The organism is Streptomyces sp. NBC_00104 (assembly GCF_045160825.1).
GTDB lineage: Bacteria > Actinomycetota > Actinomycetes > Streptomycetales > Streptomycetaceae > Streptomyces.
This window is the reverse complement of sequence record NZ_CP108215.1, coordinates 5,779,726-5,800,334: the sequence shown is the minus strand read 5'-3', so window position 1 is coordinate 5,800,334 and position 20,609 is coordinate 5,779,726. Positions and strand designations below refer to the sequence as shown.

Below are 20,609 nucleotides of genomic sequence, written 5' to 3'. Positions count from 1 at the left end.
CATCCAACTGAGTCGCTCCAGGTCAGGGCGACGATCTGGACTAAATTCCTTGTCAAAGGACATTCACCCTCGGCGGCCTGCTCGACTGATAGTCACCAGTTGAGATCCCCCCACTGGCGGTTAGCTGGCGGGGAGTTGTCTGGCCGCCAGTGATCACTCCGCGTGAGGGGGCCGCGTCGGCTTGCCGCAGTGGAGCCCTGGCCTCACCGGGCCGGGATGTGCGCCGCTCCGAACCGACGCTTGGCCATGCCGAGGCGTTCATACGTGGCGATGGCCGGCGCGTTGCTGGTGAGCACCATGAGCGCGGCGCGGCCGTAGCCGTTGACGAGGGCGTCCAGGACGAAGCCGGACACGGCCCGGGCAAGACCGCGGCCGCGGGCGGATGGGTGGGTGACCACCCCACCCATGAACATTTCCGCTGGCTTCTGGCACCTGAGAACGACGTCATGCGCCTCGCGTGATGCCGGACGGAGGCGGACGACCTGGTCGCCGGGTCCCGGCGGAGGGGCTGTGCCCCGTCACCCTCCCGCACCCGTCGGCGACCCGGTTCTGCGGACACGGTGCCACCGCCCGGCCACCGGAGAAGGGTGGCCGGGCGGTGGCACGTCCACAGGGGAGCGGTCAGGAGAGGGTGCCCGCGCCCGTCGTGCCGGTCAGGTCGGTCAGGAGGCTGGTGACCGTGGTCTGGAGGCCGGCCGTGAGGGCCGGGGTCCAGTTGACGGTCGTCTTCAGCTTCTTGGAGTTCGCGGCGTTGTACGCGGCGACGATGTCGGTGGCCTTGCCGTTGACGAGGTTGCCGGTGCCGGCGACCGAGCCCGTGCCGTCGCCGCTCAGCAGCTTGGCGACCTTCGCGTCGGCGGGGATCTTCCAGACGTTGCGCTCGGCGACCACCTGGGCCTTGGCGCGGGAGTCGAGGCTGTACTTGGGGGCGTAGCCGTTGACCGTGGTGGTGTCGTAGACGTTGTTGTAGAGGTGGATCTGGCCGATGCGGGCCAGGGGCGCCCGCTGCACGATCCCCTTCCACAGGTTGTGGTGGATCGTCACGCGCAGCTTCCCGGTGGAGTCGGTGTCGCTGCTGCCGATCAGCATCGTCTTGTCGTGGTTGAGGAACTGGTTGCGCTCCACGGTCACCAGGTCGGAGCCGTTGGTGATGTCGAGGGCGCCGTCGTGGACCTGGTACTTGCGGCCGTAGTACGTCGCCTCGGTCTTGTCGAAGGTCGGCGCGTCGGTGAACGTGTTGTGGTCGGCCCAGACGTTGGTCGCGCCACGCAGCGTCACGGAGTCGTAGTTGGAGTTCCACTCACCGGCCGAGCCGTCGGTCGGGTCCCACTGCGGGAAGCAGTCCTGGGTGTCCGCGAAGGTCAGGTTGCGGATGATGACGTTCTTGACGTTCTGGACCAGGACGCTGCCGCCGAGGATGCCGGCCTTGGTGCCGGGGACGCCCACGATGGTGGTGTTGGACGGCACCCTGAGGACGATGTTCTTCTTCTGCTTGTCCTGAGCGGCCTTGCGGGCGGTCTCCTGGGTGCCCGACGGGGCCTTCTTGCCGTACGTCGCCGGGTCGAACGCCTTGAGGTAGGCGGAGAGCGAGTAGCCGGTGCCGGAGGCGTAGTCCGCGCAGGTCAGCTTCTTGCCGGAGTCATTCGTGTTGGCGTCGATCGTGCCCTTGACCTTGATGATGCGGGGCGTGGTGTCGGTCGCGGAGCCGAGCGCCTTCACGAGCTGGGCCCGGGTCGACACCGTGAAGGTGTGTGCCGCGTCGGCCTTCGCACCGCCGGTCGTACCGGAACCGGACGCCGCCCAGCCGTCCTTGGCGGGCAGCACCTGGTGGTAGAGGTCCACGGGATAGGCGTTGGCGTTCATCACGAGGACGCCGGCGCCGACAGCGGCGGCCACGGCTGCGGCGGAGACCACGAGGGTCCGGCGCGTGCGAAGGGACCGGCGGTGGGACGGGCGCGGGGAGGCAGAGGCCACGGATGAGTCCTTACGTAACGTACGTGGTTCGGGAGAACACGTGGTTCGTGTGGAGCCCCCGTGAAGGGGGTTCCGACTCATGTGTGGTCGCCGTGTCGGGAAAGGTTGCCTCCAACTTCCCTGTCCGCCGGGGGATCTGAGCCGCGGTCAGCCGAGGTTCGACTTCACGTGGCTGATGACCTGCTCGAACTCCTTCTTGGGCGAGAAGTCCACGTACTCGCAATCCTCAAGCGCTTCCGGTGCGTGCCCGGGCGGCCAGTAGAAGGCCTCGCCCTCCTCGTAGGTCTTGTCGCCCTCCTTGGTGTGCATCACGAGCCGGCCCTTGAACATGTAGCCCCAGTGGGGGACCTGGCACAGGCCGTCGGGTTCGTCCTTGAGGGCCGGCCGCATGTCCGTCCCCTGGGGGAACCGGACGAAGGCGACCTCCGTGCCGCCGCCGATGTCCCGCATACGCAGTTCGACGCCGTCGCCCTCGATCTCGACGGGTGTATCCGCCCGCGTGACTGCCGTCATGATTCCTCCACGACCGATCCGCCGCGGGGCCTCGGGAAACTCCCTGCCGGGGTCCGCTCTCTCGGGAACCCCGCACTTTCCAGTCTGCGCCCGCCTCACGCACACCTCGAATCGGGGTGAGTTGCGTCACGACCGAAATGCGCCTGATGGAATCGATCGACCTGCTTTTCCGAAGCGACAAATGCCGCCTCCTCGATATCTATGGGGCACTTGCCGCCACGAGTGGCAAATTCACCTGATCATCCGGTTCACGATGCCCCCACCCGTCACCCCGGCAGGGCGGCCTTCTGCCTGGTCCCGCTTGCGCGCGAGGGGCCTGAGCGGGTGCCCCGACGGCTGGGTCAGTCCGTCCTCACACCCCCGGGAAACGCGATCGACACCGCCCCGACAGTCGCACGGGCGTTCGTTGCCCGGTGCGCTCGGCGGTCCCCATAATGACCGGGCTCGCCAGGGCGGCGGCCAACCAGGGGGTCATTCAGGACCAGAGCCGGACGAAGTCGGACCACTCAGTGAGGCCACGCATGTCACGTATGAACAGTCATCGCCGGAAGACGAAACGCTCGGGGACGAAAGGGTCGCAGACCGCGCGCTCGGAAACCGGGCGCTCGGAAACCGGGCGTCCGAGAACGAAGCGCCGGAAGATAGCCATCGCCACCGCCGTCGTGCTGGTCGTGGGTGCCGTGGGCATCCCCACCGCGGCGCTGGCCGGCGGCCACGGGCTGGGCGGCTGGAGCAGTGTGGCGTCCTCCTGGTGGGGAGGGAACACGTCGGATCAGGCTGCCCCGGAACCCGCGCGCACACCCACCCCGTCCGCGACGGAAGCCTCCGCGAGCGCCTCCCCCACACCGTCGCGCAAGAAGCGCCCGTCGCGCTCCCCGAGCCCGAGCGCGTCCCCGTCGAAGTCCGGCAGTCCGGCCGCCAAGTCCACCCCCGACACCGCCGACACCCCGGACAGGACCACCTCACCTCCGACCGCCCCCAAGGCGACGAAGGCCACGAGGTCCGACACCACTACTCCCACCACCTCCACCGGCGACACGGACTCCGGCCCCACGGCCCGTGTACTGACCCTGGTCAACGCCGAACGCGAGAAGGCGGGTTGCTCGCCGGTGACCGTGGACTCCAAGCTCACCAAGGCCGCGCAGGACCACAGCCAGGACATGGCCGACCACACGAACATGTCCCACACCGGCTCCGACGGCTCGTCCATGAGCGACCGCCTCGCCCGCGTCGGCTACCGCTTCAGCACGGCGGGCGAGAACGTCGCCGCCGGCTACGGCACCGCCGACACCGTCATGGACGGCTGGATGAACAGCCCCGGCCACAAGGCCAACATCCTCAACTGCGCCTTCAAGGAAATCGGCATCGGCCTGGCGGGCCCGGGCAACTACTGGACCCAGAACTTCGGCTCACAGGCATAGCCGCCGAGGTGCCGTATGAGGGCGGCGACACCGTGACGGGTGACGGGGAGTATTCGGGCGGGGTCGTCGCTCTCGCGGAGGAGGATGCGGGAAGGGGAGAGGGCGAGTTCGACGCAATTCGTGCCGTCGGATCCGCTGGAGAAGCTGGACTTCTGCCACTGGGTCACGTCCTACAGCTCCTTCGCAAGACGGTGGATGTAGTCCCGGGACGGTGCGGGGTCGAGCGACACCCCGGCCACTCTATGAAACAGCGCGCGCATTGCCTTCAGCTGTGCGGGAGCATCCATGAAGGCGGGCCCGTACGGCGTGTCCCGCTGCGCCGTGTCCAGCGCGGGGACCCGGCCTCCCGCATAGATCAACTCCGCGCTCGCCCCCGCGAATCCGTCGACGTCGAACGGAATGACTCGCAGGGTGACACCGTGATTCTCGGACAGCGCGAGGAGCGAGTCCAGTTGGGTCCGCGCCACACTCCGGTCGGCGACCCGGGTGCGCAGCACGGGCTCATGCAGCACCGCCGTGTACGGCGTTTCCTCGCGCCCGAGAACGACCTTGCGGCTCATCCGGTGCTCGACGCGTAGCTCCACTTCGCTCGGCCGAAGCTCGGGGCGCCAGTACGTGTACACGGCCCGCGCGTACTCCTCGGTCTGCAGCAACCCCGGGACATGGGCGGTGGCGATGTCCTGGAGGTACGTGGCGTGGTGCTCCATCTCCGCCAGATCCGCGAAGATCGGAGGCAGCACACCCGCGAACTTCTCCCACCAGCCTCGCGTCCGATCTGTCGCCATGGCCACGAGTGCTCCGACCAACTCCTGGTCGGTGCAGGTGTAGTGAGCCGCCAGCTGTCGTACACGCTGTTCGCTGACGCCCGCGATGCCCGCTTCCATGTGGCTCATCTGCGCCGATGTCGACCCGAGGAACCGCGCCACATCCCGGGCGGTCAGACCGGCGGCCTCCCTCAGCCTGCGCAGCTCCGTGCCCAGTCGCACCTGACGCTCGGTCGGCTGACTCCTCGGCGGCATGCGGACCTCTTCCTCAACAAGCCGTACCGGCATCCCACTTATGGGGGTCAGACTACGCAACCGGCTTGCGGTGGCACAAATTAATGCCATACCGTCGGTGACGCACCGCACACCCTGCGGAACCACCGGCCCCCCGGAAGCGCACCGCCCCGTCCTGCCACGGCGGGTGCGGCAGGCCACCGGTCGCCCCCAACTCCCCCGCCAGCCAGAGGAGTCACGCATGCTCGACAGCGGAGAGTTCACCGACGAATCGACGCCCCGCCCCGACGAACCCTGGACCTACACCCTCACCATCCCCAACGACCCCCGCGCCGTCACCATCTGCCGCCGCACCCTCCGCCTGATCCTGACCCTGCACGGCCTCCCCCACCTCACCGACGCCGCCGAACTCCTCGCCACCGAGCTGATCACCAACGCCGTACGGCACACCAAGGGCCCGGCGGCCATAAAGCTCCGCTGGGCCGACCCGGTGCTGCGGATCACCGCATGGGACACGGCACCCCGACGCACCGCGCGCGCCCTCGCTCCCCGAGCCCCCGGCCCCACCTCCGACACCGGCCGCGGCCTCGCCCTCGTCGAGGCCTGCGCCGAGAACTGGGGCTGGTTCAACTCGATCCACACCGCCGAACCCCACCGCACGGACGGCAAGTTCGTCTGGTGCGAACTGACCACGGCGGTGTGAACGTTTCTTCCTCGCTCGAAAGAGTGATCCCACCTCAAGTGACCCCATAACGGTGCGAGATGGCCCGTAGGTTCCACCACATGGTCACTTCAGCCCACGAGGGCCTGCACCGCATCTTCCAGGAGAAGCCCGAGATCCTCGCACCCGTCTTCGGAGTGCTGGGCCTCCCCTTTCCGGAGAAGGCGACCGTGGACGCGCTCACCACCGACGTGACGGAGACCAAACCGATGGAGCGGCGCGTGGACACCGTGCTGCGCATCGGCCCGTCCGGCGGGGAGGACTTCATGCTCGCCGTCGAAGTACAGGGCGAGCGAAAGCCGGACAAGGAGAGGAGCTGGCCGTACTACGTCTCATACCTCCAGTCCAAGTACCGTCTGCCCGTACTGCTGCTCGTCGTCTGTCAGGATCGGCGCACCGCGAAGTGGGCGTCAGGCCCCTTCGACTGCGGTACTCGCGGCTGGATCACTCAGCGAACCCACCCCATGGTCGTCGGGCCGGACAACCTTCCGGCGATCACCGACCCGAGGACCGCGGCGAACAACCTCGCCATGGCCGCCTTCTCCGCTCTCGCACACGCCCGCAGCGCTCAGATCGACGACATACTGGACGCGATGGGCCGCGCCCTTCAGGAGACGGACGGGAAGGCAGCCGACTACTTCTACGAGTTCCTGGAAGTCAATCTGCGGGGCACTCCCGCCGGAGAAAAATGGAGGGACATCATGAGCTTCGTCAGCTACTTCCCCGGTCGTGGGACCGTCCGCGAGACGGCTTACCTGGAGGGCGAGGCCAAGGGCGAGGCCAGGGGCGAGGCCAAGGGAGTCCTGCGCGTCCTGGAGGTGCGTGGCATTCCCGTCACCGACGACGTCCGCGAACGCATCACCACATGCTCCGACCCCACCCGAGTCAGCGCCTGGCTCGACCGGGCCGGCACGGTCACGCACGCGGAGGAACTCTTCGCGGAGGAACTCTTCGCGGAGGACCCGGAGAACTCAGGGGCCGCCGATGCCCCGTCCAGTAAGAACCCCTAACGGAAAGCAGCCGTGCCGCCCTCCGCTTCCTGGTGGCTCGGTCCGGCCGCGTATGCCAGCGGAGGGGCGATTGCCTGGGCATCCGCTCCTTCGCCGACCCACAGCGCGATGAACAGCGCGGCGGTCGCTTCCAGGAGTCCCGCACGTTCGAGACCGCCGCCAGCCACGGGTTCACAGCCCACGTCCCGCACCAACTCGCGTGCACGCACGAGAGCCGTCTCGTCGTCCCCGCAGACCGGAACGGCCAGTGGTCGCCCATCGAAGACAGGCGGCCGCATCCGCCACACGTCCTCGTGGCAGAGGTTGAAAGCTTTGACCACGTCGGCGCCCGGTGCTGCCGCAGCCAGTTGCTGCGCGGCTGAGGTGCCTCCTTCCGTCAGCAGCCGGAAGCCCGGCCCCACCGGGTTGGAGCAGTCGAGCAGCACCTTGCCCTCCAGTGCCGCGTGCAGGTCCCGTGCCACGTCTACTCCCGCCCCGAAGGGCAGCGCGGCCAGCACCACCTGGCCGGACTCGGCCGCCGCGCGCAGACTGCCAGGCTTCGCGCTGCCTCCGATGCGCGTCGCGAGCCGCTCCGCCTTGTGTGCGTCCCGCCCCCCGATGGTCACGTCGTGCCCGGCCCGCACCCAGTGGGTGGCGAGCGCGTCGGCCATGTTGCCCGTGCCCAGTACGCCGATTCTCATCACGTGGTCCCTCTCCGCGCCTGCTTCGACCGTTCACACCGACGCTAGAAGGCCGTTCGGGCACCATTTGGTACGTGACGACCGACGCCTTCCTCGCCGACTGCCGCGCCCGCCTCGCCTTCGACCTGCTCTCCAACACCTGGAACGCCGTGGTGCTCTGGGCACTGCGCGACGGTCCCAGGCGCCCGGTCGAATTACGGGAGCGGATCGGGGGCATCAGTTCCAAGGTCCTCACCGAGACTCTGCGCCGGCTGCAGTTCAACGGCCTGGTCGACCGGCAGGCAGACCCCGACGCGCCATCACGGGTCGAGTACCAACTCACCGCTCTGGGACGGACCTTGCTGGCGCCCATCGACGCCGTCGGCGCATGGGCCTTCGAGTACGGCGATGAGGTTATGGCCGCCCAGGAAGCAGCATGCACTCCTGACGCGCAGTCCCCTCGTCCAACTTGCTAGTGCTCTGACCGCATAGGTTCGCCGGGTTGGCGACGTCGGTGCTCGGACCGGCTGGACTCGGTGTGGGAACAATGCGAGCGGTCGCGGAGCCGATCAAACTAGGCTCCCAGCATGTCTGGTCCGACGTTGGTGATCGAGTTGGCGGAGCCGCTCTCCCCGGCTGCGCTGCGGGAGTTCCGCGCGTTGATGGTGGGGCTCTCCTCCCACTTCGACGAGAAGCGGCCCGGGTTCTTCGACGTCAACGTGCCCGCAGAGCGACTGGGCGTCGAGGACAGGCGAGAGAAGGACTGGCGAAAGCCGTTCCCGCTGCCACTCCTCGGCAACACCTCCGCGGACGAGGAGCTCACAGCCCTGGTGGGATTCAATCCGCAGCGCGAGGACTGGCGTCGGCCCTTCCTGGTCAACTTGATGGGGCCGGGCGTCGGCGACGAGAGCACCTTCGAGGCTGAGCACGCGGACGAGCCCGAGGTGGAGGCCATCCTCGGCTTCAGGCCGACCCATGCCGTCAATGTCAGCGCCGGCTGCAATCGCGAGATCGACCACGTGACCACGGCCCTGCTGACCGCCGCTGTCATGGACGTCATCGGGGGCGTGGCCAATGTCGAGCTGCTGGATGGACAGGCGTCGGTCGTCGCTGGCCTTCCGGGGGTGTTGGCGATCGCGGGCGACGACTGGATGGCGCTGGGATCGGCGGAGTTCCTGCGGGCCTGGGTTGGGCACCCCGCCTTCCGGCTGGTCAAGTAGTCCAGACAGATTCGCTGCGGAGGTGGTGCTGTGACCTGGAACGTTCGCCAGGTCGCCTGATCATGCAGCGAGAGCGGGTCGGCCGCCCCAGCGGATGCCTTTCTCGCTGCGGATACGGGCGCGTTCCTTGCGTTCGGCGACCAGGACGTCATGGTGGCGGGCATTGGCATTGCGCCAGCGGAGGTAGGCGTGCAGGGCCCGGGTCTGCACGGTGTGGTTGGGGTGGTTGGAGTTGGCGATGGTGAACTGCCGCAGCGGTCCGAAGTGCGCTTCGATCGGGTTCGCCCACGAGGCGTAGGTCGGGGTGAAACACAGCTCGACCTTGTGCTTCTTCGCCCAGCGACGGATGTCGGCGCCCTTGTGGGCGGACAGGTTGTCCAGAATCACGTAGATCGGTGCGCCGTCGGGCCGGGCGGCACGGATCGATCTCAGCGCGGCCAGCGTGTTCACGGCTCCCTTCTTACGCCGGTTCACGTCCCACAGCCGGTCGTCGCCGACCGAGTAGCAGCCGTGGAAGTACCGGACTCCGTGGGTGTGGTGGTAGGTGGCCGGCAGCCGGTCGGGACGCCGTTGTTCGGCCCAGCCCGCGCCCGCGGTGGGCCGGATTCCGAGTGGGCCGAACTCGTCGAAGGCGAAGACCCGGCCCGGGAAGCGGTCCAGGACGTGCTCGATACGGTCCAGCTTCGCCTCCCGTTCGGGGTCCGGGGACTCCTTCCAGGTCTTGGTGCGCTGGAAGGTGACGCCGCGGCGGGCGCGAGCAGGCACCGTAACGCCTCACGGCCGATACGGATCACCCGGCCGCGCACTTTGCGCAGGTAGGCGACCAGCTTGCGCAGCGACCAGCGGGTGAACGGCTGGCCGAGCTGGACCGGGCGGGTAGTGGCCGTCGCGATGACGAAGTCCTCGCCGTCATCGCTGAGTCGGCGGGGACGGCCTCCCGCCCACAGAGGGTCCAGGCAGGCCAGGCCCTTCTCATTGAACGCGTGGATCACATCCCTGACGGTGTCCTCGTCGGCCTGCACCAGCTGGGCAATCACCGGCACTCGGTTCCCGCCGGCCGAGGCCAGCAGCATCATCGCCCGCCGGTAGTGAACCGAACCGGCGCTGCCCCGGCGCACGATCTGCTGCAGCTTCTGACCCTCCTGGTCGGTCAGTCTGCGCACACGGACGGGCTCGGCCACCGCGCCTCCAGCGGTCGGATCGGACGCCCGGATGTGGGAGCCGTCGACCGCCGCCCGGGAGAAGTCCAGGGCGTTCGCGCTGCGGAGCTTGGCAAGGAGGACCTCGTGCAGCCGGGGCCACACCCCGGCCTCGGACCACTCGGCCAGGCGGCGCCAGCAGGTCATGCCCGAGCCGAAGCCGAGTTACTGCGGCAGATGCTCCCACGAGATTCCGGTGTGCAGGACAAACAGAATGCCCTGGAAGACCAGCCGGTCCGGATGCCGCTTGCGTCCCGGGTGCCGGGTCCGACGCTCCACCTTGGGCAGCAGCGGCTCGATCACCGCCCCCAGCTCGTCGTCGACTTCCCACGGCTTCGGCCGCGCCACCCAGCACCCCCGGTTCATCAGTCCCGGAGTGATCCAACCTCCTCGAAGATCATTTCGTTAGGGATTCCAAGGGCCTCGTATAAGCCCCGGTCGGCCCCCTGCGAGGTAATCGGGGCCATCGCGGCATCGAGCGGCTGAGTCCGGTCACGTGTGGCAGCACCACTGTCGCCGCCGGACCGACAGGGCCCGGCGGCGATGGCGGACTTCCGGCTCCCCTTCTCCCTTCAGCCCTCAGTCCTCAGCCCCGGTCCCCACCCCCGCCCGGACCGCCCCTGAAGCCGCCGCCCTCCGGGGCCTCGCCCGCCGTGACCGTGGCGATCTTCTTGGCCGAGCCGAGCTTGCCGGAGCCGGCGAGGCCGCCGGTGTCGGAGCCGGAGGTGGAGCCGCCGGAGTAGACGGTGTACTCCTCACCGCTCTTGATCGACTCGCCCGAGTAGACGACGTTCTGGATGGTCTTCGAGGTGACGTACGACGCCACGACCTTCCCGTCCGCGTCGACGATGTGCAGGGTGGTGCCGGCCTCGACCGACGCGTCCAGCGTCGCCGACAGCCAGCCCTGTTCCGATTCCTCGTCCGGGGCGACGACCATGCCCGCGCTGCCGGCGGCGAGGAGGGTGCCGCCGCTGACGGTGAAGCTGCCGTTGACGTCGAGCGCTCCGTTGCCGCCCATCTCGGGGCCGTTGACGACGACCGTGCCGCCGGTGATCTCGGCGGTGCCGTTGGAGTCGAAGCCGTCGCCCTGGGAGTTGAGGACGAGCGTGCCGCCGCTGACCTTGGCGGAGTAGTCGCCGACGTTCTCCCCGCCGCCGCCCCCGCCGGGACCGCCGCCGCCGAAGCCGCCCTGCCCGCCCTGCTCCTCCTCGGACGTCGCCTCGCTGCCCGACGCGTTGACGCCGTCGTCGTCGGAGGTGACGTTCGAGGTGCCGCCCCGGACGAGGATGTCCTTGCCCTCCAGGCCCTCGTTGGAGCGGGTGATGTTCAGCGTGCCCTCGCTGATGACGAGGTCGCCCTCGGCGTGGATGCCGTCGTCGCCGGCCGCGAGGGTGACGTCGGCGCCGTTGAGGTGGACCGCCGCGTCGCCGTGCAGCGCGTCGGCGGAGGCGGAGACGTCGACCGTGCCGCCCTCCAGCACCGTGATCACACCGGACTTCAGGCCGTGCGCGGAGGTGTCGTCGGAGGCCTCGGTCTTCACGGTGAGCTTGCCGCCGGTGACGACCAGATCCGTGGCGGCGTCCACGGCGTCACCGTTCGCGGTGACGGAGAGCGTGCCGCCCGCGACGGCGATGTAACCGGCGTCCTCCTCGTCCGCGTTGTCGGACTTGAGTCCGTCGCCCTTCGCCGTCACGGTGACCGTGCCGCCGTTCACCACCAGGTAGTCCTTGCCCCGGATGCCGTCGTCGGCGGCCTCGACGGTGATGTTCCCGCCCTCGACGACCAGGCCGTCCTTGCCGGCGATCGCGTCGTTGCCGTTCCCCTTGACGGTCAGCGAGCCACCGCCGCCGATCGTCAGGTCGCCCGCGCTGTACAGGGCGGCGTTCGCCTCGGCGTCGTCGGCGTAGGAGTCGGCGTCGCTCAGCTTGTTCTCGCTGCCGTCCGCGAGGACGACCACGAGCCGCTCCGCCTCGGTCGCGGCGATCGCCGACCCGGAGGAACTGGAGATGTCGACCCCGTCGAGGACCAGCTTCACGGTCGCCTCGGGCGCGGTGATCACGATCTGCCCGTCGTCCAGGGAGCCGCTGAGCAGGTACGTCCCACTGGAGGTGATAGTGACCGTGGACCCGTCGACATCGACCCCCTTGCCGTCCGCCTCCGCCGAGTCCCCCTTCAGCTCGATGCCCACGGCCTCCGACTCGTCGGCCTCGTCGTACTCCGTGTCGCCGTCCTCGGCGTGCGTGTCCTCGTTGTCGGCGAGGACGGCCGCCGCGTTCCGCGTCCCGTCCACGGCCGCCGCCGCGCTCGCGCTCGACGACGAGTCGGACGACGCCGTGCCGGAGTCGCTCCCGGAAGAGCACCCGGCCAGCGCGGCGGTCGCGAGGACGACGGAGGCGAGCGCCGCGGCCGCCTTCGTACGGAACCCCCGTGTCCTGCTCTTCCATGAGTTCATACGGATGTTCATGCGGGGCTCCCGTTCAGTGCCGGTGCGGTGGGGAAGTGGCGCCGCAGTACGGGCAGCCAACGGTTGGCGGGCAGGTCGGGCCGGAGCGCGGCGAGCCCGGTGCCGTACTTGGAGACCGGGCAGGGCCGGTGCTTGAGCGACCACAGCAGCCGGTCGGCGCCGGACCCCGCGCGCCCGGCCTTGGTCTCGACGATGGTCCGCTCGGGGGTGCGCAGTTCGGTGCCGTCGGGCAGTGCCCAGGTCAGGTCGGTGTCGACGGTGACCCGGCTGCCGCTGCCGGGCAGGAAGAGGGTGGTCCGGCGGTAGAGGGTGGTGAGGGTGGGGACCAGGCGGAAGTCCCGGGAGTCGATGCCCGCCGCGCCGAGGACGTCGTCGGCGTACGCCCGCGCCTCGGGGCCCAGCCGGCCCGGGTCGCCGTCGTACGGGACGCGCTGCTTGACCGTGGTGCCGCGCGGGCCGCGCGTCTTGACCTCCAGGAAATGCTGTCCGGACGCCAGGTAGGTCCGGATCCGCAGCTTGAAGCGGCGTCTGCGGCGGCGGGCCGCGCCCAGGTAGCCCTCCATGTCCGGGGTGTCGAAATACACGGACCGGTACGCGAACTGCCGCTCCCCGTCGACCTCCAGGACCTGTACGTCCTCATCCAGCCCGGCCACCACGAAGGGCAGGTCGGTGAGGGGCAGCATGTACTTGCGGTCCAGACGGGTCAGCAGCTCGGCGCGGTCGACGAGTTCGCCGAGGCCGATGGGGCGCAGCGCCCCGACCACGGGGGCGACGGCGTCCAGTGCCGTCATGCCCGGACCCCGCGTCCCTGCTCGACGCGGCGCCCTGTCTCCCGCGGCTCCTGGGGCGCACGCGATCCGGTGCCCGTGCCCGTGCCGGTGCCGGTGCCCGTGCCGGTGCCGGTGCCGGTGCCGGTGCCGGTGCCGGTGACGACGTACCGGACGTCGACCAGGGTCATGTCGTTGACCAGGTCGACGCTCTGCACGGACAGGTTCACCACCCGCCCGCCCAGCAGCACTTCGAGGTGGGCGCGCAGGGCGTCCTCGTCGGTGTAGGCGGCGTCGAGACGCAGGCTGCGCTGCCGGTAGCGGCCGAAGAGCCTCGGGTGGTCGCCGACGTACATCGTGGCGACGATCAGTGCCATGAGGAGGGTCGACAGGACGTTGACCTGCTCCGGCAGCCCGGCCAGCAGGCCGAGGGCGAGCGCGGAGAAGTAGTACGCGATCTCGTGCTGAGCGATCTCGTTGGACCGCAGCCGGATGATCGACAGGACGCCGAACAGCCCCATGCCGAGGCCGATGCCGACCGAGGAGGAGCTGAGCGTCATCGCCACCGCGAGAACACCGACGTTGACGCCGAGGAAGGCGGCGATGAGGTCCCGGCGGTGGTGGCGCGGGAAGTAGACCGCGAAGGTCAGCACGGAGATGGCAGCCAGATCGGCGACCACAAGAAGGGTCTGGTCCATGTCAAAAGACAATCCGGGGTCAACCTTTGAGCGGGCTTTGCCTTCCCTTAACTGAACTTGAGAAGTTCCGCGGGCCAACGGGGGGTGAACCCGCTGGACCCGCTCCACCCCGGCTCGCCGCCCCCGTGCGGTTCTGAACCGCCTCTTGTGAAACGACTGTGGAGACCCGCCAGTATTTGAGATTTCAAGATTGTTACTGACTAGTCGTCTGTGACATTGGGGTCCTCGGGGGATCGAGATCTTTCGGATCGATCGACATGGACCACAGTTGACGAACCATCACATAGGCCCGAGGGCGGCCGTCACCCTGCTGGCGCCCCTCCTGGCCGGAGCCCTGACCCTGACCGCGGTCACCGCTCCCACCTACGCCGACTCCGCTGAGAACAGCGGGAGTTACGACGACGACACCTACATCGTAAAACTCGCCGACGCGCCCGTCGCCGCGTACGAGGGCGGGCTGCCCCGGCTGAAGCGGACGGCGCCCACGGCGGGCAAGCGGCTCGACGCCGACTCCGCCACGGTCGAGAAGTACGTGGCGCACCTGGACGACCGCCGGGAGCGCGTCCTCGACGCCGTGCCCGGGATCGAGACGCTCCACGACTACTCCTACACGTTCAACGGATTCGCCGCCGAACTCACCGGCAGACAGGCCGCGAAGCTGTCCGCGACACCGGGAGTCGTCTCGGTGACCCGCAACACGGTCGCCCAGCTGACGGACACGGGGCCGGACCACGGGCCGGGGGCGGATGTCTTCGGCCGGGCAGGAGCCGATGGAGGGACGGAGACCTACATACGGGTCGTGGCCGACGGCCGCGCCGAGGACGAGGCCGAGGACGAGGCCAGGTTCCCGGCCCCGGAGGCCCAGCAGGCTCCTTCGCCCCTGAAGGACGAGCGGCCCGCAGGGCCCCCGCCTTCAGGGGCGCGGGGAACCGCGCGGGAAACCCCCACCGGCCCCGCAGCCGCCGACGCACCGCACACCCCGAGCTCCAAGACCCCCGGAACCACCCGCTCCGCCCGGTTCCCCGACACCCCCCGCCTCCTCGGCCTCTCCGGTGAGAAGGGCCTCTGGGCGAAGGCCGGCGGCCCCGAGCACGCCGGAGAAGGCGTCATCGTCGGGATCGTGGACACCGGGGTCGACCCGTCGAACCCGATGCTCGCCGCGCTGCCGGAGCCGCGCCCCGACGCCGAGGCCATCGCCAAGAAGTGGCACGGCGACTGCGTCCCCGGCGACGACCCCGCGCACAAGGGGACCTGCAACAACAAGGTGATCGGCGCCCAGTGGTTCGGCGCGGGCAGGCCCGACCCGGACGGCGAGGACATCCCCTCGGCGATGGACACCGACAGCCACGGCACCCACACCGGCACCACCGCCGCCGGGAACCACGGCGTCGCCGCGTCGGTCCCCGGCAGCAACGCCGAGGGCACCCTCAGCGGAGTCGCCCCGGCCGCCCGCCTCTCCTACTACAAGGCGTGCTGGAGCGCCGGCTGCCCGAGCGTGGACACCACGGCCGCGATCGACAAGGCGGTGGCGGACGGCGTCGACGTCCTCAACTACTCCATCGGCGGTGCGCTCCCCGACCCGGTCTCCATGGAGGCCATGTTCAACGCGGCCAAGGCGGGCGTCTTCATCGCCGCGTCGGCCAACAACGGCGGCCCGGACACGGTGGAGCACACCGGCCCGTGGGTCACGACGGTCGCCGCGGCGACGCACGACACCGAGTACACCGCCTCCCTGGTCCTCGGCGACGGCCGCCGCTACACCAGCCTCAGCCTGAACCCGGGCGTCGGCTCGGCCCCGCTGGTCGAGGCCGCAGCCGTGAGGAAGGACGGCGCGGACGCCGACCAGGCCGCGCTGTGCGCGCCGGGCACGCTCGATCCGAAGCGGGCGAAGGGCAAGCTCGTCGTCTGCGACCGGGGCGGTGACGGCATCTGGGTCGAGACCAAGGCGGACGAGGTCGCGGCGGTCGACGGCGCGGGGGTCGTGCTCACCCACACCCCGACCAGCGCGCAGGACTTCTTCGCGTACGTCTTCGCGGTGCCCGTGGTCCAGGTCGCCACCGAGGACGCGAAGGCCGTCCACGCCTACGCCTCCGGGGCCGGCGCGACCGCCGAGTTCACCCCCACGAAGAGCAGCCACCGGGCCACCCGGGAGATCACCTCCTTCTCCTCCAGCGGCCCGGACCACTACAGCGACGGCGACCTGCTCAAGCCCGACATCGCCTCCTTCGGCGAGAGCGTCCCGGCGGGCGTGGTGCCCGGCAGCGGCGGCGGGTACACCGGCCGGTTCGGCTTCGCCGACGGCACGTCGATGTCGTCCCCGCACATCGCGGGCCTCGCCGCCCTGCTGCGGCAGCTCCACCCCGACTGGTCGCCGATGGAGATCAAGTCGGCGCTGATGACGACGGCCACGACCACCGACGAGAACGGCGACCCCATCGGCCGCGCCCTGGCCGACTCCGCCTCGCCCCTCGACTACGGCGCGGGCCTGCCCCGGGTCGCCCGCGCGGCCGACCCCGGCCTCGTCTACGACTCCACCTCCGCCGACTGGACCGCGTACCTCTGCGCGATCGGCCAGCAGCCGGTCACGGAGAACGGCGACGACGCCTGCCCCACGGCGGCGAAGACCGACCCCAGCGACCTCAACCACCCGTCGATCTCGGTCGGCGACCTGCTGGGCGCCCAGACGGTGACCCGCACGGTCACCAACGTCTCGTCGGAGACCGCCACCTACCAGGCGAAGACGCAGACCCCGCCGGGCTTCCGCGCCGAGGTCACCCCGAAGCGGCTGACCGTCGCGCCGGGCGGGTCGGCGTCGTACCAGGTGACCTTGGAGCGGACGAGCGCGGACCGCGGCACCTGGTCCTTCGGCTCGCTGACCCTCAGTGACACGCACAGCCGCCACGAGGTCACCAGCCCGATCGCCCTGCGCGCCGTGCTGTTCTCCGCCCCGAACGAGGTCACGGTCACCGGCGGTGACGCGGCGACGCTGACGGCCGGGGTCGGCTGGACCGGCGAACTGACCGCGGAGGCCTCCCTCTACACCGGAGAGAAGACCACCGGCACCCTCACCGGCACCGACCAGTCCCCCTTCTGGGAGAGCCAGCACACCAACGACGCCGCGGTGAAGCACCGCGTCCACGTCCCCGAGGGCGCCCCCTTCACCCGGTTCGCCATCACGTCCGCCGACCACCTCCCCGGCAGCGACATCGACCTGTACGCCTTCGACACCCAGGGCAACCACGTCGGCGAATGGGCGGACGTCGGTTCCGACGAGTACGTCGACCTGCCGCCCGGCGACTACGACGTCTACGTCGTGCAGTACGAACTGCCGGCCGGCACCACCAGCCAGCAGTACACCCTGTGGAGCTGGAAGGTCGGCCAGGGCACACCCGCGGTGACCCCCACGGTCACCCCGGCCGGGCAGAAGGTCTCGGCGGGCGACCATCCGGAGATCACCGTGTCATGGCCGGACGCGACACGCGGCGAACGGTACGTCGGCGTCGTCGAGTTCGGCGACGGCTCGGCGGCCGTGGGCCACACGCCGCTGACGGTCACGCCGTAGCCGTCACCCGGTAACCGCCGTCGACCGATCGGCGGTCGAGCGATCCGCCCGCGAACTCCCCTGAGTTCGCGGGCGGTTCGCGTCAGCCCGAAACCTGGACCCGCCGTGATTCCCCGGCCCGTCTGTGGCGCGACGAGAAGTCCGACTACGACCTCCCTCCCCTCCAACGCCTGCGTCAACGGCCGGGAGTGCCTCCACTACACCCAGCTGGTCTGGCGCACCTCGACACGCGTCGGCGCGGCCGGGGCCAGATGCGGGAACGCTGGACCTACGTGGTGGCCCACTTCGATCCGCCGGGGAACCGGCTCGGCCGACGGCCGTACTGACCGGAGAAGCCGGGGAAGCCGGGAAACGCCTCAGGGGCCGTGATAATCCCTCCATGGCCCCGCACCCGCCCCTCCCCACACCGCCGCAGGCCCGCGCGTGAACGACCGCTCCCCGGACCCACGCGTACACGACCTCCCCGAACAGCTCCACCGTCTCCTCGCCGACGTGCTGGCCATCGGCGCGCCGTACGCCCTCGCCCTCACCGGCGATCACGCGGCGCAGGCACACGGACTGGTCGAGGCCAGGCCGCCCGGCCGCGACCTGGAGGTGGCGACGGAGCACGCGGCCCCGATGGAGCAGATCGCCGCCACGGTCCGGGTGGGCCTGGCGGAACGCGGCTGGCTGGTGCACGCGGTGGAGACGGCCCCGCTCTCCGCCCGCCTCCTCGTCACCGACCCCACGACGACGGAGGAACGCACACTGGACCTCCTGAAGGAAACCCTGTGGCACCCGCCGGTGGAGACCTCGCTCGGCCCCACCCTCTCCCTGGAAGACGTGGTGGGCACCAAGGTCCGGGCGGTGGCGGACCGAGGCGCGGCCCGGGACCTGATCGCCGTCCACGCGGCCACGGCCCACTGGACCGTCGCCGAACTGGAGGAACTGGCCCGCCGCCACACCTCCGCGACGTCCACCACCTTCGACCTCACCGACCTACAGGCGCGCCTGGAGGGCACCGAGTGGCTCGACGACCGGGAATTCGCTCGCCACGGCCTGGGCACCGACGCCATCCTTGGACTCCGCCGCTGGGCCCAGACCTGGGCCGACGACATCGCCGAACGCCTCCTGGAAGAGGAGGCCCTGGCATCCCCACCGGAGGAGGAACCCGAGTGAGCCGGAGACGGTACGTCGCCCGGGGCGTCCCCGGCGGCTACCGCGTCTACGACAACCGCCGCCGGGGCTGGTGGGGCGACCTCTACGAACTCTGCCCGGACGACCTCCTCACCGAGCTGAACGGCGCGAAGGACCCACGGAGACTGAACGCCCTGCTGCAGCGGTACCGGGCCCTGAAGCGATAGCCCCTGCGACCGAGGGGAACCGGCCTGCCCTCATCCGGCGTTTGCGACTTGGGGGAAGTGGCTTATCCCTACGCTGTGTTGCTACTGAGCCGTGGTGCGAGAGGGCTGGGGACGGGGTACCGGGAATGAGCACGAGCATCGCTGAAGTCGTGGGCCAGGCAAGCCCGTACCTGACGGCGGCCGTCGTCGCGTACGGCACCGGGGTGCTGACGCGAGAGGAGAGCGCGGCGGTCGAGACCACGGCGAACATCGGCCGCCGGATGCTCCGGGCGGCGTGGCAGCACCGGGACGAGCAGGGCCGGGCGGCACTGGAGTCGGCGGTGGCCGACGCAGCCGCCGAACCGGAAGACGAGGACGCGACGGGGTCCCTGCGCCAACAGATCAAGAAGGCGCTGCGGAACGATGCGGAGCTGCTGCGCGAGCTGGCGGCCCTGTTGCCGTCGCCGTCCGGCAACAGCGGGGGTAGGACGGTGACGGCATCGGGCCCGCGCTCCATCGCCGCGGGGGGCAACATCGGCACGGCGATCACGGGCGACGATCACTCGGCGCCACGGTCGTGATCGGCGAGGAGTGGCCATCGTCTCCGGGTGGTGGGGCGGAGGCATCGGGTGACAGATCGATCGCCGCTGGCGGTTCGATCAGGGTGGCGATCACTGGGGACAACACCCGCTTCGTGATGCTGCCGGCCGAGGCCGTGCATTGGGCGCAGACGGTCGACGCCCCGGCTGCGGCCGGGTACTTGCCGGGGTCGGCATCCGGAGTCTTCGTCGGCCGGGAACACGAACTCACCAACCTGCGCGAGATGTTGACCGGCGAGGGTGCGGCCACGGTGACCCAAGCGCCGGTCCGCGCGATCCACGGCCTGGGCGGCGTCGGCAAGAGCAGGCTGGCCCTGCAGTACGCCCATCGCTACCGCGACGAGTACACGCTGGTGTGCTGGATCACGGCCGAGTCAGCAGAGTCGATCGTGAAAAGCCTGTCGGGGCTGGCCCTGTCACTCTGCCCCCAGTGGGCGGGAAGCGCCGGACCGGACGAACGAGCGGCGTGGTCGATCCTGTGGCTCCAGGAGCACCCCAACTGGCTCCTGATCTTCGACAACATCGAGAACCCAGCCCACTTGGGCCCCTACCTGGGCACCCTCCACCGAGGCCACCACCTGGCGACGAGCCGCAAAGCGACGGGTTGGCACGCTCTGGCCCCGGTCATGCATTTGGGCCTGCTCCCGTTGGACAAAGCCACCGACCTACTGTGCACCCTCGCGTTCCCGAACGACACGGCCACCGACGAGGACCGTGAAGCGGCCCGGCGGCTGGCGCGGGTACTGGGCTGCCTTCCCCTGGCTCTGGAACAGGCCGGCGCCTACGCCTTCCAGACCGGCATTGACCTCGAGACGTACCGCGTGTCCTTGGGCCTCGTCTTGGACGAACCGACCGAGGGCATCGACTCCGAGCGCACCATCGCCCGTATTTGGGACCACACGATCACCGCCATCGCCGACCGCGACCCGCTAGCGGTGACCCTCCTGAACGCCATGGCCTGGCTGGCCCCGGACGACATCCCCCGCAGCCTCCTGGCTTCCTTGGCCCCAACCCCCATCGCCCTCGCCAATGCCTTGGGCGTGCTGCACACGTACAACATGGTCGCCTTCACCGACCAACGAAACGTCAGCATTCACCGCCTCGTACAAACCGTCCTGCGTACGCGCGGCACTCCACCCCGAGGCCGCGACGGTGCGGAACGCGCCGTCCACAAGGCCCTACCGGCCGACGCCGAAGACCGCGCCGCCGCCGAACAGTGGCAACAGCTCCTCCCCCACATCGCCGCCCTCGCCGAAAGCGTCCCGCCCGACCACACCGACGCAAACGAAACCCGATCGGCGTACATCGAGGCCGCCCAGCACCTTCGCCGACAAGGCCGGGATGCCCACACCATCCTCCTGCGCCAAGCCGTTCTCGCTCACAACAAGCGGGTACACGGCGACACCCACCTCAGAAGCCGTTGTCTTTCCGAGAGTGACGGGCGTGTTTCTGCTGGTCAGGTGTAGGGGTGGTGTTTCGGCG

At 69.9% G+C, this 20,609-nt stretch carries 18 protein-coding genes and 3 pseudogenes; 10 read left to right on the top strand and 11 right to left on the bottom strand.

The window, feature by feature from the left end; genetic code table 11:
- Window positions 1-203 precede the first annotated feature (203 nt).
- The 3 genes and pseudogenes from OG272_RS25550 to OG272_RS25540 all read right to left on the bottom strand — a co-directional run.
- Window positions 204-419: pseudogene (locus OG272_RS25550) on the bottom strand (GNAT family N-acetyltransferase); the annotation flags it as partial.
- Between the two features lie 202 nt (window positions 420-621).
- Window positions 622-1,974 carry a polysaccharide lyase family 1 protein gene (locus OG272_RS25545; protein WP_405894950.1) on the bottom strand — a complete coding sequence of 451 codons (1,353 nt, stop codon included), beginning with the start codon at window positions 1,972-1,974 and terminating at the stop codon, window positions 622-624.
- 147 nt (window positions 1,975-2,121) lie between these two features.
- On the bottom strand, window positions 2,122-2,487 hold the full coding sequence (locus OG272_RS25540) for a hypothetical protein (RefSeq protein ID WP_328223613.1): 366 nt from the start codon (window positions 2,485-2,487) through the stop codon (window positions 2,122-2,124).
- Window positions 2,488-3,167: 680 nt separating this feature from the next.
- Here OG272_RS25540 and OG272_RS25535 point away from each other — a divergent pair.
- Window positions 3,168-3,908, top strand: a complete 741-nt coding sequence (locus OG272_RS25535; protein ID WP_327728733.1) for a CAP domain-containing protein — start codon at window positions 3,168-3,170, stop codon at window positions 3,906-3,908.
- Here the strand turns inward: OG272_RS25535 and OG272_RS25530 are convergent.
- Window positions 3,875-4,075: a DUF397 domain-containing protein gene (locus OG272_RS25530; protein WP_327728734.1), complete on the bottom strand. Its 201-nt coding sequence runs from the start codon at window positions 4,073-4,075 to the stop codon at window positions 3,875-3,877. The two genes, OG272_RS25535 and OG272_RS25530, sit on opposite strands and share 34 nt — an antisense overlap.
- Window positions 4,076-4,078: 3 nt before the next feature.
- On the bottom strand, window positions 4,079-4,927 hold the full coding sequence (locus tag OG272_RS25525; protein WP_327728735.1) for a helix-turn-helix transcriptional regulator: 849 nt from the start codon (window positions 4,925-4,927) through the stop codon (window positions 4,079-4,081).
- Between the two features lie 220 nt (window positions 4,928-5,147).
- On the opposite strand from OG272_RS25525, the gene OG272_RS25520 reads away from it, so the two are divergent.
- Both OG272_RS25520 and OG272_RS25515 read left to right on the top strand, forming a co-directional pair.
- Window positions 5,148-5,609: an ATP-binding protein gene (locus tag OG272_RS25520; protein WP_405894948.1), complete on the top strand. Its 462-nt coding sequence runs from the start codon at window positions 5,148-5,150 to the stop codon at window positions 5,607-5,609.
- A gap of 80 nt (window positions 5,610-5,689) precedes the next feature.
- Window positions 5,690-6,637 (top strand): hypothetical protein, encoded by a 948-nt coding sequence (locus OG272_RS25515; protein WP_327728737.1) that lies wholly within the window; start codon window positions 5,690-5,692, stop codon window positions 6,635-6,637.
- Here the strand turns inward: OG272_RS25515 and OG272_RS25510 are convergent.
- A complete protein-coding gene (locus OG272_RS25510; protein ID WP_327728738.1) occupies window positions 6,634-7,317 on the bottom strand; it encodes an NAD(P)-binding domain-containing protein in 684 nt (227 codons plus the stop codon). The two genes, OG272_RS25515 and OG272_RS25510, sit on opposite strands and share 4 nt — an antisense overlap.
- 74 nt (window positions 7,318-7,391) lie before the next feature.
- On the opposite strand from OG272_RS25510, the gene OG272_RS25505 reads away from it, so the two are divergent.
- Entirely contained in the window at window positions 7,392-7,772 is a 381-nt protein-coding gene (locus OG272_RS25505; RefSeq protein WP_327728739.1) for a helix-turn-helix domain-containing protein, read from the top strand.
- 111 nt (window positions 7,773-7,883) lie between these two features.
- Window positions 7,884-8,516, top strand: a complete 633-nt coding sequence (locus OG272_RS25500) for a DUF6368 family protein (RefSeq protein WP_327728740.1) — start codon at window positions 7,884-7,886, stop codon at window positions 8,514-8,516.
- A gap of 60 nt (window positions 8,517-8,576) precedes the next feature.
- Here OG272_RS25500 and OG272_RS25495 read toward each other — a convergent pair.
- The 5 genes and pseudogenes from OG272_RS25495 to OG272_RS25475 all read right to left on the bottom strand — a co-directional run bounded on the left by OG272_RS25495 (window position 8,577) and on the right by OG272_RS25475 (window position 13,644).
- A pseudogene (locus tag OG272_RS25495) lies at window positions 8,577-9,697 on the bottom strand (IS630 family transposase).
- A gap of 24 nt (window positions 9,698-9,721) precedes the next feature.
- Window positions 9,722-10,081 (bottom strand): annotated as a pseudogene (locus OG272_RS25490) (transposase); the annotation flags it as partial.
- A gap of 220 nt (window positions 10,082-10,301) precedes the next feature.
- Window positions 10,302-12,179 carry a carbohydrate-binding domain-containing protein gene (locus OG272_RS25485; RefSeq protein WP_327728741.1) on the bottom strand — a complete coding sequence of 626 codons (1,878 nt, stop codon included), beginning with the start codon at window positions 12,177-12,179 and terminating at the stop codon, window positions 10,302-10,304.
- A complete protein-coding gene (locus OG272_RS25480; RefSeq protein WP_327728742.1) occupies window positions 12,176-12,970 on the bottom strand; it encodes a VTC domain-containing protein in 795 nt (264 codons plus the stop codon). Before OG272_RS25480 ends, OG272_RS25485 begins: the two co-directional genes overlap by 4 nt.
- Window positions 12,967-13,644, bottom strand: a complete 678-nt coding sequence (locus tag OG272_RS25475) for a DUF4956 domain-containing protein (RefSeq protein ID WP_405894944.1) — start codon at window positions 13,642-13,644, stop codon at window positions 12,967-12,969. Before OG272_RS25475 ends, OG272_RS25480 begins: the two co-directional genes overlap by 4 nt.
- Before the next feature lie 268 nt (window positions 13,645-13,912).
- On the opposite strand from OG272_RS25475, the gene OG272_RS25470 reads away from it, so the two are divergent.
- The 5 genes from OG272_RS25470 to OG272_RS25450 all read left to right on the top strand — a co-directional run bounded on the left by OG272_RS25470 (window position 13,913) and on the right by OG272_RS25450 (window position 20,593).
- On the top strand, window positions 13,913-17,206 hold the full coding sequence (locus OG272_RS25470; RefSeq protein WP_405894942.1) for a S8 family serine peptidase: 3,294 nt from the start codon (window positions 13,913-13,915) through the stop codon (window positions 17,204-17,206).
- A 423-nt stretch (window positions 17,207-17,629) separates the two neighbouring features.
- The gene (locus tag OG272_RS25465) at window positions 17,630-18,364 is read left to right on the top strand and encodes a hypothetical protein (RefSeq protein ID WP_405894940.1); all 735 of its coding nucleotides are present in this window, start codon (window positions 17,630-17,632) and stop codon (window positions 18,362-18,364) included.
- On the top strand, window positions 18,361-18,549 hold the full coding sequence (locus tag OG272_RS25460; RefSeq protein ID WP_326580452.1) for a hypothetical protein: 189 nt from the start codon (window positions 18,361-18,363) through the stop codon (window positions 18,547-18,549). The genes OG272_RS25465 and OG272_RS25460 overlap by 4 nt, the downstream gene beginning before the upstream one ends.
- 125 nt (window positions 18,550-18,674) lie before the next feature.
- A complete protein-coding gene (locus OG272_RS25455) occupies window positions 18,675-19,109 on the top strand; it encodes a hypothetical protein (protein WP_327728746.1) in 435 nt (144 codons plus the stop codon).
- Window positions 19,106-20,593 carry an NB-ARC domain-containing protein gene (locus OG272_RS25450; protein WP_405894938.1) on the top strand — a complete coding sequence of 496 codons (1,488 nt, stop codon included), beginning with the start codon at window positions 19,106-19,108 and terminating at the stop codon, window positions 20,591-20,593. The genes OG272_RS25455 and OG272_RS25450 overlap by 4 nt, the downstream gene beginning before the upstream one ends.
- Window positions 20,594-20,609 lie beyond the last annotated feature (16 nt).